The organism is Pseudomonas sp. PsB (genome assembly GCF_043658375.1).
GTDB classification, from domain to species: Bacteria; Pseudomonadota; Gammaproteobacteria; order Pseudomonadales; family Pseudomonadaceae; genus Aquipseudomonas; species Aquipseudomonas putida_Z.
The window spans coordinates 281,382-302,226 of the sequence record NZ_JBIGLU010000002.1 but is presented as its reverse complement, the minus strand read 5'-3'; the positions used below and the strand labels follow the sequence as shown (position 1 = coordinate 302,226).

Genomic DNA, 20,845 nt, shown 5'->3' with positions numbered 1-20,845 from the left:
GCGGCTGTCATTCACTGCGCACAGGGCGGCCAAGAGCCAGCGCCTGTTCAAGCCAGCCGAGAATATCGGCGGTGACCTCGTCACGGTTGGTTTCGTTGAGTACTTCGTGCCGCGCCTCAGGATAGACGCGCAGCTGTACATGTCGATTGCCGGTCGCGCGCAGGGCGTCGGCCAGGTGGGTGAGACGCTTGCCGGCACTGACCGGATCACATTCACCACCGATCACCAGCAGCGGCAGGTTCGGATCGATCTGCGCGAGGTTACTCGGCTGGCTGATCTGCGCCAAGCCTTGCAGCAGGTCGAGCCACAACTGGTTGCTGCAGCGAAAGCCGCAAAGCGGGTCGTTGACGTACAGGTCGACCTGCGCCGGGTCGCGGCTGAGCCAGTCGAACGCCGTGCGGTTGGGCTTGAAGGCCTTGTTGAACGAGCCGAACGACAACCACTCGATCAGTGCACTCTTGCCCAGCGGCCCCTGGCGCCAGGCTTCCAGCCGGGCAATCAGCCGCGCCACGTGGTACAGCGCCGCCGGCTGGTAGTTGGAGCCGCTGAGGATCGCCCCATGCAGGCTGCCACTGTGGTGCAGCAGGTAGGCCTGGGCGATGTAGCTGCCCATGCTGTGGCCGAACAGGAACAGCGGCGTGCACGGGTATTGCTGGCCGATGTGCTGGGCCAGCAGCCCGAGGTCGTTGACCACGGCATTCCAGCCATGATGGCGGGCGAACAGGCCGAGGCTGCCCAGTTCGGCGGTGCGCCCATGGCCGCGCTGGTCGGCGGCGAACAGGGCGAAGCCGGCCTCGCTCAAGGCATGGCCCAGGTGCTGGTAGCGCCCGGCATGCTCGGCCATGCCATGGGCCAGCAACACCACGGCTTTTACCGGTGTGGCCGGCAACCATTGGTGCACGTACAGGCTGCAGTGCTCGCTGGCGGGCAGCCAGAAGGCGTCGTGAGGCATGGCGGGTCCTTGTGCGCACAGGTACCCGAACAGTGTATGCACAACCGACCGGATTGCAGGAAGGGCACAAATAAGATTCACAATGTTAATGGCGGCACTTGGCGTATATGCCGCCTTGGGCTTACCTGCTAACGTCGGATCAACGCCTTTTCGCTTTCAAGCGGGCAGGTGAAAGGACTACAGGACTTACAGCAGGTCCAGGCAGAGGAACAATAATAAATGCAAGCCGACTTCTGGAATGACAAGCGCCCGGCGGGCGTGCCTTCCACCATCGATATCAATGCCTACACCTCGGTCGTCGAGGTGTTCGAGCGCTCCTGCAAACGTTTCGCCGACCGCCCGGCCTTCAGCAACCTGGGCGTGACCCTGACCTACGCGGAGCTGGAGCGCCACTCGGCGGCCTTCGCCGCCTGGTTGCAGCAGCACACCGACCTCAAGCCGGGCGACCGCATCGCGGTGCAGATGCCCAACGTGCTGCAATACCCCATCGCTGTGTTCGGTGCCCTGCGCGCAGGCCTGATCGTGGTCAACACCAACCCTCTGTACACCGAGCGCGAGATGCGCCACCAGTTCAAGGACAGCGGCGCGCGTGCGCTGGTGTACCTGAACATGTTCGGCAAGCGCGTGCAGGAGGTGTTGCCCGACACCGGCATCGAGTACCTGATCGAGGCCAGGATGGGCGACATGCTGCCCACCGCCAAGGGCTGGCTGGTGAACACCGTGGTCGACAAAGTGAAGAAGATGGTGCCGGCCTATCAGCTGCCCCAGGCGGTGTCGTTCAAGCACGTGCTGCGCCAGGGCCGCGAGCTGTCGCACAAGCCGGTGCCGCTCAGCCTGGAGGATACTGCCGTGCTGCAATACACCGGTGGCACCACCGGCCTGGCCAAGGGCGCCATGCTCACCCACGGCAACCTGGTGGCCAACATGCTGCAGGTGCTGGCCTGCTTCTCGCAGCACGGGCCAGACGGGCAGAAGCTGATCAAGGACGGCCAGGAAGTGATGATCGCGCCGCTGCCGCTGTACCACATCTATGCCTTTACCGCGAACTGCATGTGCATGATGGTCACCGGCAACCACAACGTGCTGATCACCAACCCGCGGGATATTTCCGGCTTCATCAAGGAGCTGGGCAAATGGCGTTTCTCCGCCTTGCTGGGCCTGAACACGCTGTTCGTCGCACTGATGGACCACCCGGGCTTCCGCCAGCTCGACTTTTCGGCGCTGAAGGTCACCAACTCCGGCGGCACCGCACTGGTCAAGGCCACGGCCGAGCGCTGGGAGGCGCTTACCGGTTGCCGCATCGTCGAAGGCTACGGCCTGACCGAAACCTCCCCAGTGGCCAGCACCAACCCCTATGGCCAGCTGGCGCGCCTGGGCACGGTGGGCATCCCGGTGGCCGGCACTGCATTCAAGGTGATCGACGATGACGGCAACGAGCTGCCGCTGGGCGAGCGGGGCGAGCTGTGCATCAAGGGCCCGCAGGTGATGAAAGGCTACTGGCAGCAGCCCGAAGCCACGGCCCAGGCCCTGGATGCGGAAGGCTGGTTCAAGACCGGCGACATCGCGGTGATCGACCCGGACGGCTTCACCCGCATCGTCGACCGCAAGAAGGACATGATCATCGTCTCGGGTTTCAACGTGTACCCCAACGAGATCGAGGATGTGGTGATGGGCCATCCCAAGGTTGCCAACTGCGCGGCCATCGGCGTGCCGGACGAGCGCTCCGGCGAGGCGGTGAAGCTGTTCGTGGTGCCGCGCGAGGGTGGGCTGAGCGTGGATGAGCTGAAGGCCTACTGCAAGGCCAACTTCACCGGCTACAAGGTACCCAAGCACATCGTGCTGCGCGAGTCGTTGCCGATGACGCCGGTGGGCAAGATCCTGCGGCGGGAGCTGCGGGATATCGCTTGAGATCGAGTTGGATTCTTCGCGGGTGAACCCGCTCCCACAGGGGGCTTGCAGTTCTCAAGGCCTGTGCAGTACCTGTGTGGGAGCGGGTTCACCCGCGAATGCTTTCAAACCGCTCTAGCAGGCTGTTTACAGCCCGATCTGCGACATTTTGGATAATTACTCTAAAAATGACCTGTATTGTTCATTGAGTCATTTTTGTGACCGTGAGGCCTGTTTTGGCCTCTAGGCGACCCCAGGCAAAGCTGTTACTCTCGGCCCGCTTTCAGATGATCCGGTTTGCAACGAGCCGTCATCTCATATCAATAATAAGCGCATCGACGCGTGAATCGAACTTCGCTGTTGCTGAAGGAGTGGGCTTCCATGATCGAACATTTTTGGAAGGATAAGTACCCAGCCGGGATTACGGCGGAAATCAATCCTGACGAATTCCCCAATATCCAGGCAGTACTCAAGCAATCCTGCCAACGCTTTGCCGACAAACCGGCCTTTAGCAACCTGGGCAAGACTATCACTTATGGCGAGCTGTATGCGCTGTCGGGGGCGTTTGCCGCCTGGTTGCAGCAGCATACCGACCTCAAGCCGGGTGACCGCATTGCCGTGCAGCTGCCTAACGTACTGCAATACCCGGTGGCGGTATTCGGTGCCATGCGTGCCGGGCTGATCGTGGTCAACACCAACCCGCTGTACACCGCACGGGAAATGGAACACCAGTTCAACGACTCCGGCGCCAAGGCCCTGGTGTGCCTGGCCAACATGGCCCACCTGGCCGAGAAGGTGGTGCCCAAGACTCAGGTCAGGCACGTCATCGTCACCGAAGTGGCCGACCTGCTGCCGCCGCTCAAGCGCCTGCTGATCAACAGCGTGATCAAGTACGTGAAGAAGATGGTGCCGGCCTACAACCTGCCGCGTGCCGTACGCTTCAACGACGCACTGGCACTGGGCAAGGGCCAGCCGGTGACCGAGGCCAACCCGCAGGCCAACGACGTGGCGGTGCTGCAGTACACCGGTGGTACCACCGGCGTGGCCAAGGGCGCGATGCTGACCCACCGCAACCTGGTGGCCAACATGCTGCAGTGCCGGGCGCTGATGGGCTCCAACCTGCACGAAGGCTGCGAAATCCTCATCACCCCGCTGCCGCTGTATCACATCTACGCCTTTACCTTCCATTGCATGGCAATGATGCTGATCGGCAACCACAACGTGCTGATCAGCAACCCGCGTGACCTGCCGGCCATGGTCAAGGAGCTGGGCAAGTGGAAGTTCAGCGGCTTCGTCGGCCTCAACACCCTGTTCGTTGCCTTGTGCAACAACGAGGCGTTCCGTGCCCTGGACTTCTCGGCGCTGAAGATCACCCTGTCCGGCGGCATGGCTTTGCAGCTGAGCGTGGCCGAGCGCTGGAAGGCCGTGACCGGCTGCGCCATCTGCGAAGGCTATGGCATGACCGAAACCAGCCCGGTGGCTGCGGTGAACCCGGCGGAGGCCAACCAGGTCGGCACCATCGGTATTCCGGTGCCGTCCACCCTGTGCAAGGTCATCGACGACAACGGCAACGAGTTGCCGTTGGGCGAGGTGGGCGAGTTGTGCGTCAAGGGCCCGCAGGTGATGAAGGGCTACTGGCAGCGCGAAGAGGCCACTGCCGAAATCCTCGACAGCAATGGCTGGCTGAAGACCGGTGACATCGCCGTGATCCAGCCGGACGGCTACATGCGCATTGTCGACCGCAAGAAGGACATGATCCTGGTCTCGGGCTTCAACGTGTACCCCAACGAGCTGGAAGATGTGCTGGCGGCCCTGCCGGGCGTGCTTCAGTGCGCGGCCATCGGCGTGCCGGACGAGAAGTCCGGTGAAGTGATCAAGGTGTTCATCGTGGTCAAGCCGGGCATGACCGTGACCAAGGAACAGGTGATGGAGCACATGCGTGCCAACGTCACCGGCTACAAGGTCCCGCGCCAGATCGAGTTCCGCGACGCGCTGCCGACCACCAACGTGGGCAAGATCCTGCGCCGCGAACTGCGCGATGAAGAGCTGAAGAAACAGGGTTTGAAGAAGATCGCCTGACGTCCAGCCAGCGCGGTCTGTGTAGGAGCGGCCTTGTGTCGCGATCGGGTCGCGAAGCGGCCCCAGGTTTTCAGCCGTGATGCTGAAATTGCTGGGGCCGCTTCGCGGCCCGATCGCGACACGGGGCCGCTCCTACAGAGGTTGCGCAGGCCTCAGGTTCAGCGCAGTTTCTCCAGCATCTGGTAGTACCACATCCCCGCCGCCAGCAGCGGGTTGCCCAGCAAGTCCCCCATCGGCACCCGCACATGCTTGCACTGGGCAAAGGTGTCGAACTTCTCCAGCGTCCCGGTCAACGCCTCGGCCATGATCTCGCCCATGATGTGGCTGGTGGCAATGCCGTGCCCCGAATAACCCTGGCAATACCACACGTTGTCCGACAGCTTGCCCAGCTGCGGGATGCGGTTGACCACGATGCCCATGGCGCAGCTCCACTGGAACTCGATCGGCACGCCTTTCAACGCCGGGAAGGTGCGCTCGATGCACGGGCGCAGTTCGCCTTCGATATCCCGTGAATCACGGCCGGAATAGTTGGCGCCACCGCCGAACAGCAGGCGCTTGTCGGCGGTCAGGCGGTAGTAGTCGAGGACGAAGCGGCAGTCGTACACCGCCAGGTCCTGCGGGTTGATCTGTTCGGCAAGCTCCCCCAGCGGTGCGGTGGTGACGATGCCGCCCATGGCCGGGAAGATCTTGCCCTTGAGCTGGCGCTTTTCCAGTTTGTGGTACACATCGCCGGCCAGCATCACCTGGCGCGCCTCGACCCGCCCGTGGGCAGTGACCACCGCCGGGCGCGGGCCGTGGACGATGTCCAGCACTTCGGAGTTTTCGAAAATCAGCGCCCCCAGGCCATGGGCGGCACGGGCCTCGCCCAGGCACAGGTTGAGCGGGTGCAGGTGCAGGTTGCGCAGGTTCTTCAGCGCGCCCAGGTACAACGGGCTTTGCAGGTGCTCGGCCATGGCTTCGCGGTCCAGCAATTGCACCTGCTCGCCCATGCCGCGCCGCCGGGCCTCGGCTTCGAATGCGCGCAGCTCGTCCATGTGCGAGGGCTTCATGGCCGCGTGCAGGTGGCCGCGCTTGAGGTCGCAGTCGATGCCGTAGCGCGCCACGCGCTGCTCGATCACCTGGTGGCCGCGCCAGCGCAAGTGCCAGATGAAGTCATCGACCTCGGCACCCAGGCGGTTGCGCATCTGTGCGCGCATGGCCTCGTCACCCGACAGGCTGCCGGTGACTTGGCCGCCGTTGCGCCCGCTGGCACCCCAGCCGATGCGGTTGGTTTCGACGAAGGCCACCTTCAGGCCACGCTCGGCCAGTTCTACCGCCGTGGCCACGCCGGTGAAGCCGCCGCCGATGATCGCCACATCCACCTGTACCGTGCCCTTGAGCTGCGGGTACTCGGTGTGGTCGTTGAGGGTGGCGCTGTAATAGGACGGCGCGCGCTGCGCCGGGCCCTTGTTCAATGCTGCGTTCATGGGGGTTCCTTGTTATCTGGGGGCTCAGGCCTGGTGCAGGTACCAGCGCCAGTCCTGTTCGCTGACTTCGGCCATGAACTGGCGGTACTCGGCGCGCTTGACCTTCAGGTACACGCCAAGGAAGTCTTCGCCCAGTGCTTCGCGAGCCCAGCTGGAATGCTGCAGGGCGTCGAGGGCAGTCAGCCAGTCGGTGGGCAGGTGTTCGGTGGCCTGGGCATAGCCGTTGCCTTCCACCGGTGCCCCCGGGTCCAGCTGTTCGCGGATGCCCCGGTGGCTGGCGGCAAGGATCGCCGCAGCGGCCAGGTAGGGGTTGGCGTCGGCGCCACAGATGCGGTGCTCCACATGCCGGCTGTTGGCCGGGCCGCCCGGTATGCGCAGGCTCACGGTGCGGTTGTCGACGCCCCAGGTTGGCGCCAGCGGGGCATAGCTGTTGGCCTGGAAGCGGCGGAACGAGTTGGCGTTGGGACAGAACAGCAACAGCGAGTCGCGCAGGTGGCGCAGCATGCCGGCCACGGCCTGGCGCAGCAGCGGGGTGCCTGCCTTGTCCTCACTGGCGAACAGGTTGTTGCCGGCGCTGTCGGCCAGGCTCAGGTGCATGTGCATGCCGGTACCGGCCAGTTGCGCGAACGGCTTGGCCATGAAGCAGGCCTGCATGCCATGGGCGTGGGCAATGCCTTTGACCAGGCGCTTGTAGCGCACGGCCTGGTCCATCGCCTGCAGGGCGTCGCCGTGCTCGAGGGTGATTTCCACCTGGCCGGGGGCGTATTCCGAAATCGCCGTGCGCGCCGGGATGCCCTGGGCCTTGCAGGCGGCGTAGAGGTCGGCAAGGAACGGCTCGATCTGCTCCAGTTCGCGCAGGCCATACACCTGGGTGGTGCGTGGGCGGCCGCCGTCGTTGTCCAGCGCCGGTTGCGGGCGGCCCTGGGCATCACGGTGCTGGTCGAGCAGGTAGAACTCCAGCTCGCAGGCCATCACCGGATGGTAGCCGTCGGCCTTCAACGCTTCGATGGTACGCAGCAGCACATGGCGCGGGTCGGCAATGCTGGCCGGCAGGCCCTCGTTCGGGTGCATGCTCACCTGCACCGCGGCAGTCGGCACCCGGCGCCAGGGCAGGCGCACCAGGCTGCCTTCAAGCGGGTAGGCGCGGCAGTCGATATCGCCCACGTCCCACACCAGGCCGGAGTTTTCCACGTCGTCGCCGTTCAGGGTCAGGCCGAGAATGGTGCTGGGCAGCGGCCGGCCGGTCTGGTACACGGCCAGCAGTTCCTCGCGGTGCAGCAGCTTGCCGCGCGGCACGCCGTTGGCGTCGAGGATGAACAGTTCGAACAGTTCGATATCGGGGTTGTCGGCCAGAAAACGGCTGGCCTGCTCTACAGGTGCAAAGTGCATGATGGATTCGCTCACGGGCGCACGGGCCACCGCGCATGCAGGCGGCCCGGCTGAGTCAAACGGCCGGAAGACGGCCGGGTCTGGTCACAACGGCGTGAGCGAGAAATCCGGTGGGCGTGCGTGACGGCAGTGCCACAGGGCCCAGAAAGCGAGGATGATATGGACCAGCGGATTCTCACCGGCACGGCGCCGGGCCTTCGCTTGCGAAGGGCGGGACGACGGTGGGGCGATGGGCTGGACGGGAGTCATGCCTTTGATACTCACATGCGGCGTAAGGTTGATTAAAGCAGTGAATGGCAACCTTTACATAAGCCCTTGCTAAACTTTCAGCCGCCGTGCGATCCCTGTAGGAGCGGCCTTGTGTCGCGATGGGCTGCGGCAGCAGCCCCGGCAATTTGTGCTGGAGCGAAGATCCTGGGGCTGCTGCCGCAGCCCATCGCGACACAAGGCCGCTCCTACAGGGGCAGCGCCAGCCTGGACAGCAAAGCAGGCTCAAATCTGCGACAATCGCGCATCCTTCGAATGCCGATCATGAAAAAGCAGGCCCACCTGCATCACTAAAAAGCCCCATGACTGACCACGCCATCGACAAACTGCTGCAAAACCTCGACCACGCCATGATCGCCGACCGCCATCGCCTGCGCCGGCAATTGCACGAACTGCGCAAGCGCCCCGACGAGGCCAAGCTGGCGCAGTGGGTGGAAAAGGTCCAGGCGTCCTGCGCCCAGGTCACCGCGCGCCAGCAGAGCGTGCCGACCGTGCGCTACGACGACAGCCTGCCCATCGCTGCCAAGCGTGACGAAATCAAGAAGGCCCTGGCCGAGCACCAGGTGCTGGTGATCGCCGGCGAAACCGGCTCGGGCAAGACCACTCAGTTGCCGAAGATTTGCCTTGAACTGGGCCGTGGCAGCCATGGCCTGATCGCCCACACCCAGCCACGCCGGATCGCCGCCCGCAGCGTTGCCGCGCGGGTCGCCGAAGAACTGGGCACGCCCCTGGGCGGGCTGGTCGGCTACCAGGTGCGCTTCGAGGACCAGAGCGACGCCAACACCCTGGTCAAGCTGATGACCGACGGTATCCTGCTGGCCGAAACCCAGCATGACCGCTTCCTCGAGCGCTACGACACGATCATCGTCGACGAAGCCCACGAACGCAGCCTGAACATCGACTTCCTGCTCGGCTACCTGAAGACCCTGCTGCACCGCCGCCCGGACCTGAAGCTGATCATCACCTCGGCGACCATCGACCTGGAGCGCTTCTCCAAACACTTCGACGGCGCGCCGATCATCGAGGTGTCCGGGCGTACCTTCCCGGTGGAAACCTGGTATCGCCCACTGACCAGCGAGCAGGACGAGGAGGGCAACCAGATCGAGGACGACCTCACCGTCGACCAGGCCATCCTCGCCACGCTGGACGAGCTTGCGCACCACGAGCGGAGTGAGGGCAAGGGCCCCGGCGATGTGCTGATCTTCCTGCCGGGCGAGCGCGAGATCCGTGATGCCGCCGAGATCTTGCGCAAGGCGCAACTGCGCCACACCGAGATCCTGCCGTTGTACGCGCGCCTGTCGCCGGCCGAGCAGCAGCGCATCTTCCAGCCACACACCGGGCGCCGTGTGGTGCTGGCCACCAACGTTGCGGAAACCTCGCTGACCGTGCCGGGCATCCGCTATGTGATCGACACCGGTACCGCGCGCATCAGCCGCTACAGCTACCGCGCCAAGGTGCAGCGCCTGCCCATCGAGGCCGTGTCGCAGGCCAGTGCCAACCAGCGCAAGGGCCGCTGCGGCCGGGTCGAGCCGGGAATCTGCGTGCGCCTGTACAGCGAAGAGGATTTCAACAGCCGGCCGGCGTTCACCGACCCGGAGATCCTGCGCACCAACCTGGCGGCAGTGATCCTGCAGATGCTGCACCTGCGTCTGGGCGCAATCGACGCCTTCCCGTTCATCGAGCCGCCGGACGGCAAGGCCATCAGCGATGGTTTCAACCTGCTGCAGGAGCTGTCGGCGGTCAACCGCGAAAACCAGCTGACGCCGATCGGCCGCCAGTTGGCGCGCCTGCCGATCGACCCGCGGCTGGGCCGCATGCTGCTCGAAGGCGCCCGCCTGGGCAGCCTGCAGGAAGTGCTGATCGTCACCAGTGCGCTGTCGGTGCAAGACCCGCGCGAGCGCCCGCCGGAGCGCCAGCAGGCCGCCGACCAGGCGCACGCGCAATGGAAGGACGTGGATTCCGACTTCGCCGCGCTGGTCAACCTGTGGCGTGGCTTCGAGGAACAGCGCCAGGCGTTGACCGCCAACCCGCTGCGCAACTGGTGCCGCAAGAACTTCCTGAACTACCTGCGCCTGCGCGAATGGCGCGATGCCCATCGCCAGCTGGCACTGATCTGCCGTGACCTGCAGCTGACAGTGAACAAGGACCCGTCCGACTACCCGAAAATGCACAAGGCCATTCTCAGTGGCCTGCTCAGCCAGATCGGCCAGAAGACCGAAGAGGGCGACTACCAGGGCGCCCGTCAGCGGCGCTTCTGGGTGCACCCGTCGTCGGGCCTGGGGCGCAAGCGCCCGCAGTGGGTGATGGCGGCCGAACTGGTCGAAACCACCAAGCTGTACGCACGCATGGTGGCCAGGATCGAGCCGGACTGGATCGAGCCGCTGGCCGGCCACCTGGTCAAGAAGAACCACTTCGAGCCGCACTGGGAGAAGAAGCGCGGGCAGGTGGTGGCCTACGAGCAGATCACCCTGTACGGCCTGATCCTGGTCGGCCGTCGGCCGGTGCATTTCGGCCCGATCGACCCGGTCACCTCGCGCGAGCTGTTCATCCGCGAAGGCCTGGTGGGTGGCGAAATCCAGTCGCGGGCCAAGTGCCTGGCGGCCAACAAGCGCCTGCTGGAAGAGCTCGACGAGCTGGAGGCCAAGGCCCGCCGCCGCGACATTCTTGCCGACGAAGAGACGCTGTACGCCTTCTACGAAGCGCGTCTACCGGCGGAAATCCACCAGACCGCGACCTTCGACAGCTGGTACCGCATGGGCAGCCAGAAGGACGCCAACCTGCTGATCATGCGCGAGGAAGACGTGCTGGCCCGCGAGGCCAGCGAAGTCACCGCCGCGCAGTACCCCGACAGCCTGCAGGTGGGCGAACTGCGCCTGCCGCTGAGTTACCACTTCGAGCCCGGTCACCCCCGCGATGGCGTGACCGTGCGGGTGCCGGCACCGCTGTTGCCGAGCCTGCCGGGCGAGCGCCTGGAATGGCTGGTGCCCGGCCTGCTGGAAGCCAAGTGCGTGGCGCTGGTGCGCAACCTGCCCAAGGCGCTGCGCAAGAACTTCGTGCCGGTGCCGGACTTCGTCAAGGCCTCGCTGGCACGCATGACCTTCGGCCAGGGCGCATTGCCGCAGGCCCTGGGCCAGGAACTGCTGCGCATGACTGGCGCCCGTGTGCCCGACGAGGCATGGGACGAGTCGGTCAACCTGGTCGAAGGCCACCTGCGCATGAACATCGAAGTGGTCGATGGCCAGGGCAAGTTCCTGGGTGAAGGCCGCGACCTGGCCGAGCTGACCGCGCGCTTTGCAGCAGCCAGCCAGGCAGCGTTGGCCGTGCCGCGTGACGCCAAGAGCGAGCAGCCGGTGCAGGCCAAGGCTTTCAGCGAGGTGAAGCAGACCGCGCAGCAGAAGATCGCCGGCCTGTCGATGACCGTGTACCCGGCGCTGGTGGAAGAGGGCGGCACCGTGCGCGAAGGGCGCTTCTCGACCCAGGCCGAGGCCGAATTCCAGCACCGCCGCGCCTTGCAGCGTCTGTTGCTGCAGCAGTTGGCCGAGCCGGCCAAGTACCTGCGTGGCAAGCTGCCGGGGCTGACCGAGCTGGGCCTGCTGTACCGTGAAATGGGCCGGGTCGAGGCGCTGGTCGAGGACATTCTGCTGGCCAGCCTGGACAGTTGCATCCTCGAAGGTGAACAGCCGCTGCCACGCGATGGTGCGGCCCTGGCTGGCCTGGCCGAGCGCAAGCGCGGCAGCTGGGCCGAGCATGCCGAGCGCCTGGCACGGCAGACGTTGGAAGTGCTGAAGCTGTGGCATGGTCTGCAGAAGCGCTTCAAGGGCAAGATCGACCTGAGCCAGGCAGTGGCGCTGAACGACATCAAGCAACAGCTCGGCAACCTGGTGTACCCAGGCTTCGTGCGTGAAACCCCCGGGGCCTGGTTCAAGGAGCTGCCGCGTTACCTCAAGGCGGTGGAACTGCGCCTGGAGAAGCTGGGTTCGCAGGTGCAGAAGGACCGGGTGTGGAGCGGTGAGCTGGCCAACCTGTGGGCGCAGTACAAGGCCCGTGCCGACAAGCATGCCCAGGAAGGCAAGCGTGATGAGCAACTGACGGTGTACCGCTGGTGGCTGGAGGAATATCGGGTTTCGCTGTTTGCCCAGCAGTTGGGGACCAAGGTGCCGATTTCCGACAAGCGATTGAGCAAGCAATGGAGCCAGGTGGAGGGCTAAACTTCCACAGTTGTGGCAATATTGATGCAATTTGGGGCCGCCTGGCGGCCCCTTCGCGGGCACGCCCGCTCCCACAGGTACAGCGATGTCCTCGGGAGCGGTGCGATCCCTGTGGGAGCGGGCGTGCCCGCGAACGAGGGCGCAGCCCTCGCCTATAAATTGGCACTAAAGTGCCATTAACCTGTCATGTTTCCAGCCAGCGCCCCGTGGCGATGGCCTTTGACCAGAGGAACGACCGTGCATAACGTCGTGATCAGCGGCACCGGCCTGTACACCCCGGCCCAGAGCATTTCCAACGAAGAACTGGTGGCGTCCTTCAACACCTGGTCGCAGCAGTTCAACCAGGACAACGCCGCCGCCATCGAGCGCGGTGAAGTCGAGGCGGCGCCGCTGTCCGATGCGGCGTTCATCGAAAAGGCTTCGGGCATCAAGAGCCGCTTCGTCATGGACAAGGCCGGCATCCTCGACCCGCAGCGCATGAAGCCGCGCCTGCCAGAGCGCTCCAACGACGAACCGTCGGTGCTCTGCGAAATGGCCGTGGCCGCTGCCCGCCAGGCCCTGGAGCGCGCCGGTCGCACGGCAGCCGATGTCGACGGGGTGATCGTCGCCTGCTCCAACCTGCAGCGCCCGTACCCGGCCATCGCCATCGAAGTGCAGCAGGCGCTGGGCATCCAGGGTTTTGCCTTCGACATGAACGTGGCCTGCTCGTCGGCCACTTTCGGTATCCAGACCGCCGCCAACAGCGTGGCCCTGGGCCAGGCGCGCGCGGTGCTGATGGTCAACCCGGAGGTGTGCACCGGCCACCTGAACTTCCGTGACCGCGACAGCCTCTTCATCTTTGGTGATGCTGCCACTGCGGTATTGCTCGAGCGTGCCGACAAGGCCACCTCGGCGCACCAGTTCGACATCGTCAGCAGCAAGCTGTGGACCGAGTTCTCCAACAACATCCGTAACAACTTCGGCTTCCTCAACCGCGCGGCGGAAGAGGGCGAGGGCGCGGCGGACAAGCTGTTCATCCAGGAAGGCCGCAAGGTGTTCCGCGAGGTGTGCCCGAAGGTGGCCGAGCTGATCGGTGAGCACCTGCAGGAAAACGGGCTGCAACCAAGCGATGTGAAACGCTTCTGGCTGCACCAGGCCAACCTCAGCATGAACCACCTGATCGTCAAGAAGCTGCTGGGGCGTGAAGTGGCCGAGGAAGATGCACCGGTGATTCTCGACCGTTATGCCAACACCAGTTCGGCGGGGTCGGTGATTGCCTTCCACCTTTACCAGGACGACCTGGCCAAGGGCTCGCTGGGCGTGTTGAGCTCGTTCGGTGCGGGGTACTCGATTGGTAGCGTGATCCTGCGCAAGCGCTGATTGCTTCGTCTGATCCGAGATTGCCGGGGCCGCTCTGCGGCCCTATCGCGACACAAGGCCGCTCCTACAGGAGATCGCGTACCTGCAACGGACGCATTCTCTTGTAGGAGCGGCCTTGTGTCGCGATAGGGCTGCAAGGCAGCCCCCTGCAATTTCACAGGCAAAAAAAAGCGGGAAATGCCGGATGGGGTCGGCATTTCCCGCTTCAGGTGAAGCAGTGCAGGGTTTCGCTTAGAACTTGGCTTCCAGGTCTACCTGCAGCGTGTCTACGTCAGCATCGCTGTTCGGCAGGTTGGAGAAGTCGGTCTTGGCCATCATGTAGGCCGCGCCGAGGGCGAAGTTCTTGTCGATTTCGTAACCCACCTTGAACTTGTGGCCACGGGAACCGGTGAAGCCGTTACCGAAGTCAGAGTCGGTGAACAGGCTGACTACACCGTTACGCTGCACGTCGCGGTAGTTGTAGTCCAGGCTCCAGGCACCGATCTTGCTCTTCAAACCAGCCAGCCAGGCCTTGTCCTTGCCATCGGTGCTTTCGGTGTTCTTGACGAACTGGCCGTAGGCCGACAGCGGGATGGCGAAGCCGGTGAAGTCGACCTGGCCGAAACCTTCCACCAGCTGGAACTCGTTGGTGGTGTTGCCCAGCGAACGCAGGGCAGCAGATTCCTTGTCGTTGTCGTAACCGTAGATACTGCCGCCGACGGTGACCTTGACAGTGTCAGCCGCGTTGAACTTGGTACCCAGCTGGGCCGCGTACAGCTGTGCGTCGTGCTTGAACTGCACGCCGTCGCCGTCGACGTTGTCCTTCAGGTTGTAGTGGCCGATGCTGCCGAACACTTCGGCCGGGCCGAGGTTGGTCTTGTAGGTAGCGGCCAGGCCTTCCGGGTTGATGTCGCTGTCCCAGATGATGTCGCCCATGCTCACCCATGGCTGCAGCATCTTGCCGCCGATCAGGTGCAGGTTCGGGACGGCAGTCGGGTGCCAGTCGAGGTAGGCCAGGTCGACCCACAGCGATTTCTTCTCGAAGTAGTTGTCCAGGCTCTGGTTGGTCGAGCGGGCATCGGCGCTGCTGCCGGTGGCCACACGCACGCCGGCGTCGACCTGCGGGTTGATCTCGCTGTAGAAGCCGACACGGGCACGTACACGTTCACGGTCCTGGTTGCCGCTGCGAGCGATCGGGTCGTCGACGTTGACGTCTTCGTAACGCAGGCGCACATCACCCTTGATCTGGGTCTTGGCGGCCCATGCCACTTTCTGTTCAAAGGAGCTCATCCGTTCGGACTGAGCTTTCTGAGCGGCCTTTTCCTTGGTTTCTTGAGCCAGGTCCGCCTGCAGTTCGTTGTACTGCGCCTGGTTGATCGAGCCATTGGCGCGGAGCATTTCGAGCAGCTTGGCGTCGACAGCTGCACTGGCCGGAGTACTCAGAGCCAGCATCATGCCGGTGAGGCTCACTCCGGTAAGTGTAGAAACAAGACGCATAAGGTTCTCCCTGTTGAATAAGATGGGGGAGGCTCAAGCGCCCGCCCCTGTGTTGGCATGTCTTCGGAAAGGGCCTGAATAGACAGGTTCTGGGGTTCCGGAAAACAGGCGCAAGTATTGCGGGGGCGAATGACAGATTAATGTCGAATTAGTGGCACTGCGGTTAAGTAATTGAGAATAAAAGGATCTGTCCCGGCTATCGTGATTTGAGTGGCGGGCCTTCCTTGGGGATACTGGGTACCTTGAAACAGCGAGCCGAAACCGTGACCAGCCTGTACAGCCTTGCCCATTTGCGTGATCTACCGGCGGCCACCTGGGATGCCCTGGTGCCGGCCGGCCAACCGTTCCTGCGCCATGCGTTTCTCAGCGCCATGGAGGACAGCGGCAGCGTCGCGCGCAACACCGGCTGGGCCGCCGAGCACCTGGTGCTGGAACGTGACGGGCAGGTACGGGCGCTGCTGCCGGCGTACCGCAAATGGCACTCGTTTGGCGAGTACGTGTTCGACCATGGCTGGGCCGATGCCTGTGAGCGGGCCGGCATTGCCTACTACCCCAAGCTGCTCGGTGCCGTGCCGTTCAGCCCGGTCAGCGGCCCGCGCCTGCTCGCCGCCGACCCAGCCGATGGTCTGCTGGTGCTGCAGGCGTTGCCGGAGTACCTGGGCAAGGGCGGGCTGTCTGGCGCGCACATCAATTTCACCGAGCCGGCGCTGGACGAACAGCTGGCCGGCCAGCCGGGCTGGATGGAGCGCCTGGGTTGCCAGTTTCATTGGCGTAACCACGGCTACCGTGACTTCCAGGATTTTCTCGACAGCCTGAGTTCGCGCAAGCGCAAGCAGATGCGCAAGGAGCGTGAACAGGTGGCCGGGCACGGTATTGAATTCCGCTGGTACCGTGGGGGGGAACTGGATGAGGCGCAGTGGGATTTCGTCTACCGCTGCTACGCCAATACCTACGCGGTGCGCCGCCGTGCGCCCTACCTGACACGCGAGTTCTTCAGCCTGCTGGCCGAGCGCATGCCCGAGGCCTTGCGCGTGGTGATGGCGCGGCAGAGTGGCCGTGATGTGGCCATGGCCCTGAGCCTGGTGGGGGGCGACAGCCTGTTTGGCCGCTACTGGGGGTGCCTGGACGAATTCGACCGGCTGCATTTCGAAACCTGTTTCTACCAGGGCATGGACTTTGCCATCGCCGAAGGGCTGCAGCGTTTCGATGCCGGGGCGCAGGGGGAGCACAAGCTGATTCGCGGCTTCGAGCCGGTGCTGACGCGGTCGTGGCACTACCTGCTGCACCCGGGGCTGCGGCGGGCGGTGGAGGATTTTCTGGCGCAGGAGCGAGAAGGGGTGCGGGCCTATGCCGAGGAGGCCAGGGGGATGTTGCCCTATCGCCGGGACTGATCCTGGCTCAAGGCCGGCGCAAATCCTGTAGGAGCGGCCTTGTGTCGCGAAAGGGTCGCAAAGCGGCCCCAGCTATTTCTGCTGCGAAGCTGGAAACCTGGGGCTGCTGCGCAGCCCTTTCGCGACACAAGGCCGCTCCTACAGGAAGCGCGCTGTTGCCCTGATCAGTCGACCCCGACAAACCCCCCGGTCTGGTGATGCCACAACCGGGCATACAAGCCTTGCTGCTCCAGCAGTTCACTGTGGCTGCCACTCTCGACAATCCGCCCCTTGTCCAGCACTACCAGCCGGTCCATCCGCGCGATGGTGGAAAGCCGGTGGGCAATCGCGATCACCGTCTTGCCCTGCATCAGCGTCTCCAGGCTTTCCTGGATCGCTGCCTCCACCTCCGAGTCCAGCGCCGAAGTGGCCTCGTCCATGATCAGGATCGGTGCATTCTTCAACAACACCCGGGCAATCGCGATGCGCTGGCGCTGGCCACCCGACAGCTTGACCCCGCGCTCGCCCACATGGGCATCGAAACCGGTGCGCCCCTGGGCGTCCGACAACTGCGGGATGAACTCGTCGGCGCGGGCCCGGCGCACCGCTTCATGCAGCGCCGCCTCGCTGGCATCGGGGCGGCCATACAGCAGGTTGTCACGGATCGAGCGGTGCAGCAGCGAGGTGTCCTGGGTGATCATGCCGATCTGCGCGCGCAGGCTGGCCTGGCTCACTTCGGCAATGTCCTGGCCGTCGATGAGGATGCGCCCGCCCTGCACGTCATAAAGCCTCAGCAGCAGGTTGACCAAGGTCGACTTGCCTGCCCCGGACGGGCCGATAAGGCCGATCTTCTCGCCCGGGCGGATGTCCAGGTCGAGCCCTTCGATCACGTTGGCGGCCTTGCCGTAATGGAAGTCCACGTCATCGAAACGCACCGCACCGCGGCTTACCTTGAGCGCCGGTGCGTTGGGCCGGTCGGTGACGGTGACCGGCTGGGCGATGGTCTGCAGGCCGTCCTGGACCATGCCGATGTTCTCGAAGATGCCGTTGACTACCCACATGATCCAGCCCGACATGTTGACGATGCGGATCACCAGGCCGGTGGCCAGGGCGATGGCGCCGACGGTGATCAGCGACTGGCTCCACAGCCACAGCGCCAGGCCGGTGGTGGCGACCACCAGCAGGCCATTGAGGGTGGTGATGACCACGTCCATGCTGGTGACCACGCGTGCGGCCAGCTGGGTTTTCTCTGTCTGTTCGCGGATCGCTTCGCGGGCGTACTGCTGCTCGAAGTCGGTGTGGGCGAACAGCTTGAGGGTGGCGATGTTGGTGTAGCCGTCGACGATGCGCCCCATCAGCTTGGAGCGGGCGTCGGAGGAAATCACCGAACGCTCCTTCACCCGGGGGACGAAGTAGAACAGCGCGGCGATGTAGCCGGCGATCCACAGCAACAGCGGCAGCATCAGGCGCCAGTCGGCCTCGGCGAACAGCACCAGCGAGGTGATGGCGTAGATCAGCACATGCCATAGCGCATCCACCGCCTGCACCGCAGAGTCGCGCAGTGAGTTGCCGGTCTGCATGATGCGCTGGGCGATGCGCCCGGCGAAGTCGCTCTGGAAGAAGTTCAGGCTCTGCTTGAGCACATAGGTGTGGTTCTGCCAGCGGATCAGACTGGTCATGCCGGGGTTGATGGTCTGGTGCACCAGCAGGTCGTGCAGGCCGAAGAATACCGGCCGCAGCAGCAGGATCACCACCAGCATCCAGATCAGCTCGCCGCTGTGTTCGCTGAAGAAATTGGTATTGGGCGTACCCTGGGCCAGGTCGATGATGCGGCTGAGGTAGCTGAACATCGCCACCTCGATCAGCGAGGCGACCAGGCCCACCACCAGCAGGGCGACAAAGCTCGGCCACACCTGGCGCAGGTAGTAGAGGTAGAACGGCCACACCTGGCCGGGTGGCGACTCGCTGGGCGCGTCGCGGAAGATGTCGATCAGTTGCTCGAAACGGCGGTACAGCATGGGTGACAAGACTCCTGTGCTACCCGACCCCGGAAGGTTTCACGTCCCTGTGAAACCTGCGGTCAGTCGATGCGTTTGGCGGACTTGATGTAGACCGGATCGGCCGGCACATCGCGCATGCCTTTCTTGACGGTGGTCGGTGAATTGACGATCTGGTCTACCACCTCCATGCCCTTGGTCACTTTGCCGAACACGGCGTAACCGGCGTCGCGGCCCGGATTGAGAAAATCGTTGTCGGCGACGTTGATGAAGAACTGGCTGGTGGCCGAGTTCGGGTTGGAGGTGCGCGCCATCGACAGCGTGCCACGGGTGTTCTGCAGGCCGTTGCTGGCCTCGTTCTTGATCGGGTCCTTGGTGTCTTTCTGGACCATCTGGTCGGTGAAACCGCCGCCCTGGACCATGAAGCCCGGAATTACACGGTGGAAGATGGTGTTGTTGTAGAAGCCGCTGTCGACGTACTCGAGGAAGTTCTTGGTACTGACCGGCGCCTTCTCGGCATTCAGTTCGATTTCGACCTGGCCGAAGCTGGTGTCCAGCAGTACGTGCGGGGTCTTGTCGGAGGCCATGACGCTGGTGGCGAAGGCGACCGAGCAGGCGGTGAGCAGGAGTTTTTTCAGCATGGGCTCAAAGATCCTTGAGAGGTGGAAGCGGCTGCAAGGAACTGCAGCAGGGTCTGGTTGAAGACCTCGGGTTGGTCGAGGGGTGTAGCGTGCCGGGAATCGTCGATGACCACCAGCCTGGCGTGGGGCATCAGGGCGACGTAGCGTTCTTTCAGTTGTATCGGGGTGTAATCGTGGTCGGCGGCGATCACCAGGGTAGGACAGTGGATCTGGCCGATGCGTTCCTGCACGCCCCAGTCGACGATGGCATCGAAACTCTTGAGGTAGGCGCGCTTGTCGTTGCGTGCCCAGCGCTGGGCCATCTTGTGCCGCAGTTCGGCCTGCTGCGGTTTGGGGAACAGCCGCTCGGCCAGGCCCTTGCCGACGGTTTCGACACTGAGCAGGCGCGCCAGGCCCCAGCGCTTGAGCCACCACGCCCAGTCACTGCGGGTGCGGCGCTTGACCTCGGGGGCGCTGTTGACGATGCACAGGCTGCGCAGCCACTGCGGGTGATCGACGGCGAACTGGAAGCCGACCATGCCACCCATGGACAGGCCGACGAAGTGCACCGGGCCGGTGTGCAGGTGTTCGAGCAGGGCCAGCAGGTCGGCACTGAAGGTGGCGATCTGGTAGCCGTCGCGTGGCTTGTCGGAGCGGCCGTGGCCGCGGATGTCCATGAGGATTACCCGGTAGTAGCGGCTGAGCACCGGCACCTGCAGCTCCCAGTCCTGGCAGCTGGAGCCCAGGCCATGCAGCAATACCAGGGGTTCGCCCTGGCCATATTCCTCGTAATGCAGTGCGCATCCTTCGTGTTCGAAATAGGCCATGGGCGCGGTCCTCTCAGGCTTGTGGGGGGGCTGCGAAGGGCACGTCCAGTGGCGCGGTGTCGAAATTGCGCAGCAGGTCGATGAGAATCTGCGTAGCCGGGCCCAAGGTCTTCTCTTTGCTCGAATAAAGGTAGAACAGTGGATGGCGGCTGCCACCCTGATCCAGCGGCAACGGCTTGAGCACGCCTTCGCGCAGCTCGCGCTCGATCATGTGGCGGGGCAGCCAGGCAAAGCCCAGGCCACTGCTGACGAAGGTAGCGGCGGTGCCCAGGCTGCCGACGGTCCAGCGTTGCTCGGCACCCAGCCAGCCGACATCGCGCGGCTGGGCGCGGCCGGAGTCGCGGATTACCACCTGCAACTGGCTTTCCAGGTCCTGGAAGGTCAATTCGCGGCCCAGGCGGTGCAGGCTGTGTTCGGGGTGGGCGACGGCGACGAACTCCACCGCGCTCAGTTCGGCGCCCAGGTAGCCGCCGATGCTGTAGCTGCTGATGGCCAGGTCGGCGATGCCTTCGAGCATCACTTCCTCGACACCAGACAGCACTTCTTCACGCAGGCGCACCCGGCAGCCACGGCTCTGCGGCATGAACGCGGCCAGGGCGCGGACCAGGCGGGCACTGGGGTAGGCGGCATCGACCACCAGGCGTACCTCGGCCTCCCAGCCCTGTTCCATGTGGTGGGCAAGGTCTTCGAGCTGGCTGGCCTGCTTGACCAGGTGGCGCGAACGGCGCAGCAGGACATTGCCGGCCTCGGTGAGCACCGCCTTGCGGCCGTCGATGCGCAGCAGCGGCACGCCCAGTTGCTCCTGCATGCGGGCCACGGTGTAGCTGACCGATGACTGCGAGCGGTGCAGTGCCTCGGCGGCCTGGGCAAACCCACCGTGATCGACCACTGCCTGCAGGGTTCGCCACTGGTCAAGGGTTACGCGCGGCGCTTTCATCTTTCGCTCCT

General features: G+C 64.3%; 13 protein-coding genes. 5 read left to right on the top strand and 8 right to left on the bottom strand.

Annotation, left to right across the window (positions count from 1 at the left end; all coding sequences use genetic code 11):
* Window positions 1-7 precede the first annotated feature (7 nt).
* Entirely contained in the window at window positions 8-952 is a 945-nt protein-coding gene (locus tag ACGLHT_RS06160; protein ID WP_085691688.1) for an alpha/beta hydrolase, read from the bottom strand.
* 219 nt (window positions 953-1,171) lie between these two features.
* Between ACGLHT_RS06160 and fadD2 the strand changes: the two genes are divergently transcribed.
* Complete coding sequence (fadD2, locus tag ACGLHT_RS06155) at window positions 1,172-2,860, top strand: long-chain-fatty-acid--CoA ligase FadD2 (protein WP_274120171.1); 1,689 nt, start codon at window positions 1,172-1,174, stop codon at window positions 2,858-2,860.
* Window positions 2,861-3,220: 360 nt separating this feature from the next.
* Entirely contained in the window at window positions 3,221-4,918 is a 1,698-nt protein-coding gene (gene fadD1 / locus ACGLHT_RS06150) for a long-chain-fatty-acid--CoA ligase FadD1 (RefSeq protein WP_025340179.1), read from the top strand.
* A 158-nt stretch (window positions 4,919-5,076) separates the two neighbouring features.
* Here fadD1 and ACGLHT_RS06145 read toward each other — a convergent pair whose 3' ends face one another.
* Complete coding sequence (locus tag ACGLHT_RS06145) at window positions 5,077-6,384, bottom strand: FAD-binding oxidoreductase (protein ID WP_274120172.1); 1,308 nt, start codon at window positions 6,382-6,384, stop codon at window positions 5,077-5,079.
* A 24-nt stretch (window positions 6,385-6,408) separates the two neighbouring features.
* Window positions 6,409-7,773, bottom strand: coding sequence for a glutamine synthetase family protein (locus ACGLHT_RS06140; RefSeq protein ID WP_274079310.1), 1,365 nt, complete (start codon window positions 7,771-7,773; stop codon window positions 6,409-6,411).
* A gap of 569 nt (window positions 7,774-8,342) precedes the next feature.
* Between ACGLHT_RS06140 and hrpA the strand changes: the two genes are divergently transcribed.
* Together hrpA and ACGLHT_RS06130 are read left to right on the top strand one after the other, a co-directional pair.
* On the top strand, window positions 8,343-12,248 hold the full coding sequence (gene hrpA / locus ACGLHT_RS06135; RefSeq protein ID WP_047933722.1) for an ATP-dependent RNA helicase HrpA: 3,906 nt from the start codon (window positions 8,343-8,345) through the stop codon (window positions 12,246-12,248).
* A 237-nt stretch (window positions 12,249-12,485) separates the two neighbouring features.
* Complete coding sequence (locus ACGLHT_RS06130) at window positions 12,486-13,607, top strand: beta-ketoacyl-ACP synthase III (protein WP_274120173.1); 1,122 nt, start codon at window positions 12,486-12,488, stop codon at window positions 13,605-13,607.
* Between the two features lie 231 nt (window positions 13,608-13,838).
* Here ACGLHT_RS06130 and ACGLHT_RS06125 read toward each other — a convergent pair whose 3' ends face one another.
* Window positions 13,839-15,083, bottom strand: a complete 1,245-nt coding sequence (locus ACGLHT_RS06125) for a putative porin (protein WP_025340175.1) — start codon at window positions 15,081-15,083, stop codon at window positions 13,839-13,841.
* Window positions 15,084-15,346: 263 nt separating this feature from the next.
* On the opposite strand from ACGLHT_RS06125, the gene ACGLHT_RS06120 reads away from it, so the two are divergent.
* Window positions 15,347-16,474, top strand: coding sequence for a GNAT family N-acetyltransferase (locus tag ACGLHT_RS06120; protein ID WP_274120219.1), 1,128 nt, complete (start codon window positions 15,347-15,349; stop codon window positions 16,472-16,474).
* Window positions 16,475-16,638: 164 nt separating this feature from the next.
* On the opposite strand, the gene ACGLHT_RS06115 is transcribed toward ACGLHT_RS06120, so the two are convergent.
* The 4 genes from ACGLHT_RS06115 to ACGLHT_RS06100 all read right to left on the bottom strand — a co-directional run bounded on the left by ACGLHT_RS06115 (window position 16,639) and on the right by ACGLHT_RS06100 (window position 20,834).
* The gene (locus ACGLHT_RS06115; protein WP_274079301.1) at window positions 16,639-18,471 is read right to left on the bottom strand and encodes an ABC transporter ATP-binding protein; all 1,833 of its coding nucleotides are present in this window, start codon (window positions 18,469-18,471) and stop codon (window positions 16,639-16,641) included.
* A 62-nt stretch (window positions 18,472-18,533) separates the two neighbouring features.
* Entirely contained in the window at window positions 18,534-19,091 is a 558-nt protein-coding gene (locus ACGLHT_RS06110; protein WP_085618620.1) for a peptidylprolyl isomerase, read from the bottom strand.
* Entirely contained in the window at window positions 19,085-19,897 is an 813-nt protein-coding gene (locus tag ACGLHT_RS06105; protein ID WP_137164600.1) for an alpha/beta fold hydrolase, read from the bottom strand. The genes ACGLHT_RS06110 and ACGLHT_RS06105 overlap by 7 nt, the downstream gene beginning before the upstream one ends.
* Window positions 19,898-19,910: 13 nt before the next feature.
* Window positions 19,911-20,834, bottom strand: coding sequence for a LysR family transcriptional regulator (locus ACGLHT_RS06100; protein ID WP_137164599.1), 924 nt, complete (start codon window positions 20,832-20,834; stop codon window positions 19,911-19,913).
* Between the last annotated feature and the right edge of the window lie 11 nt (window positions 20,835-20,845).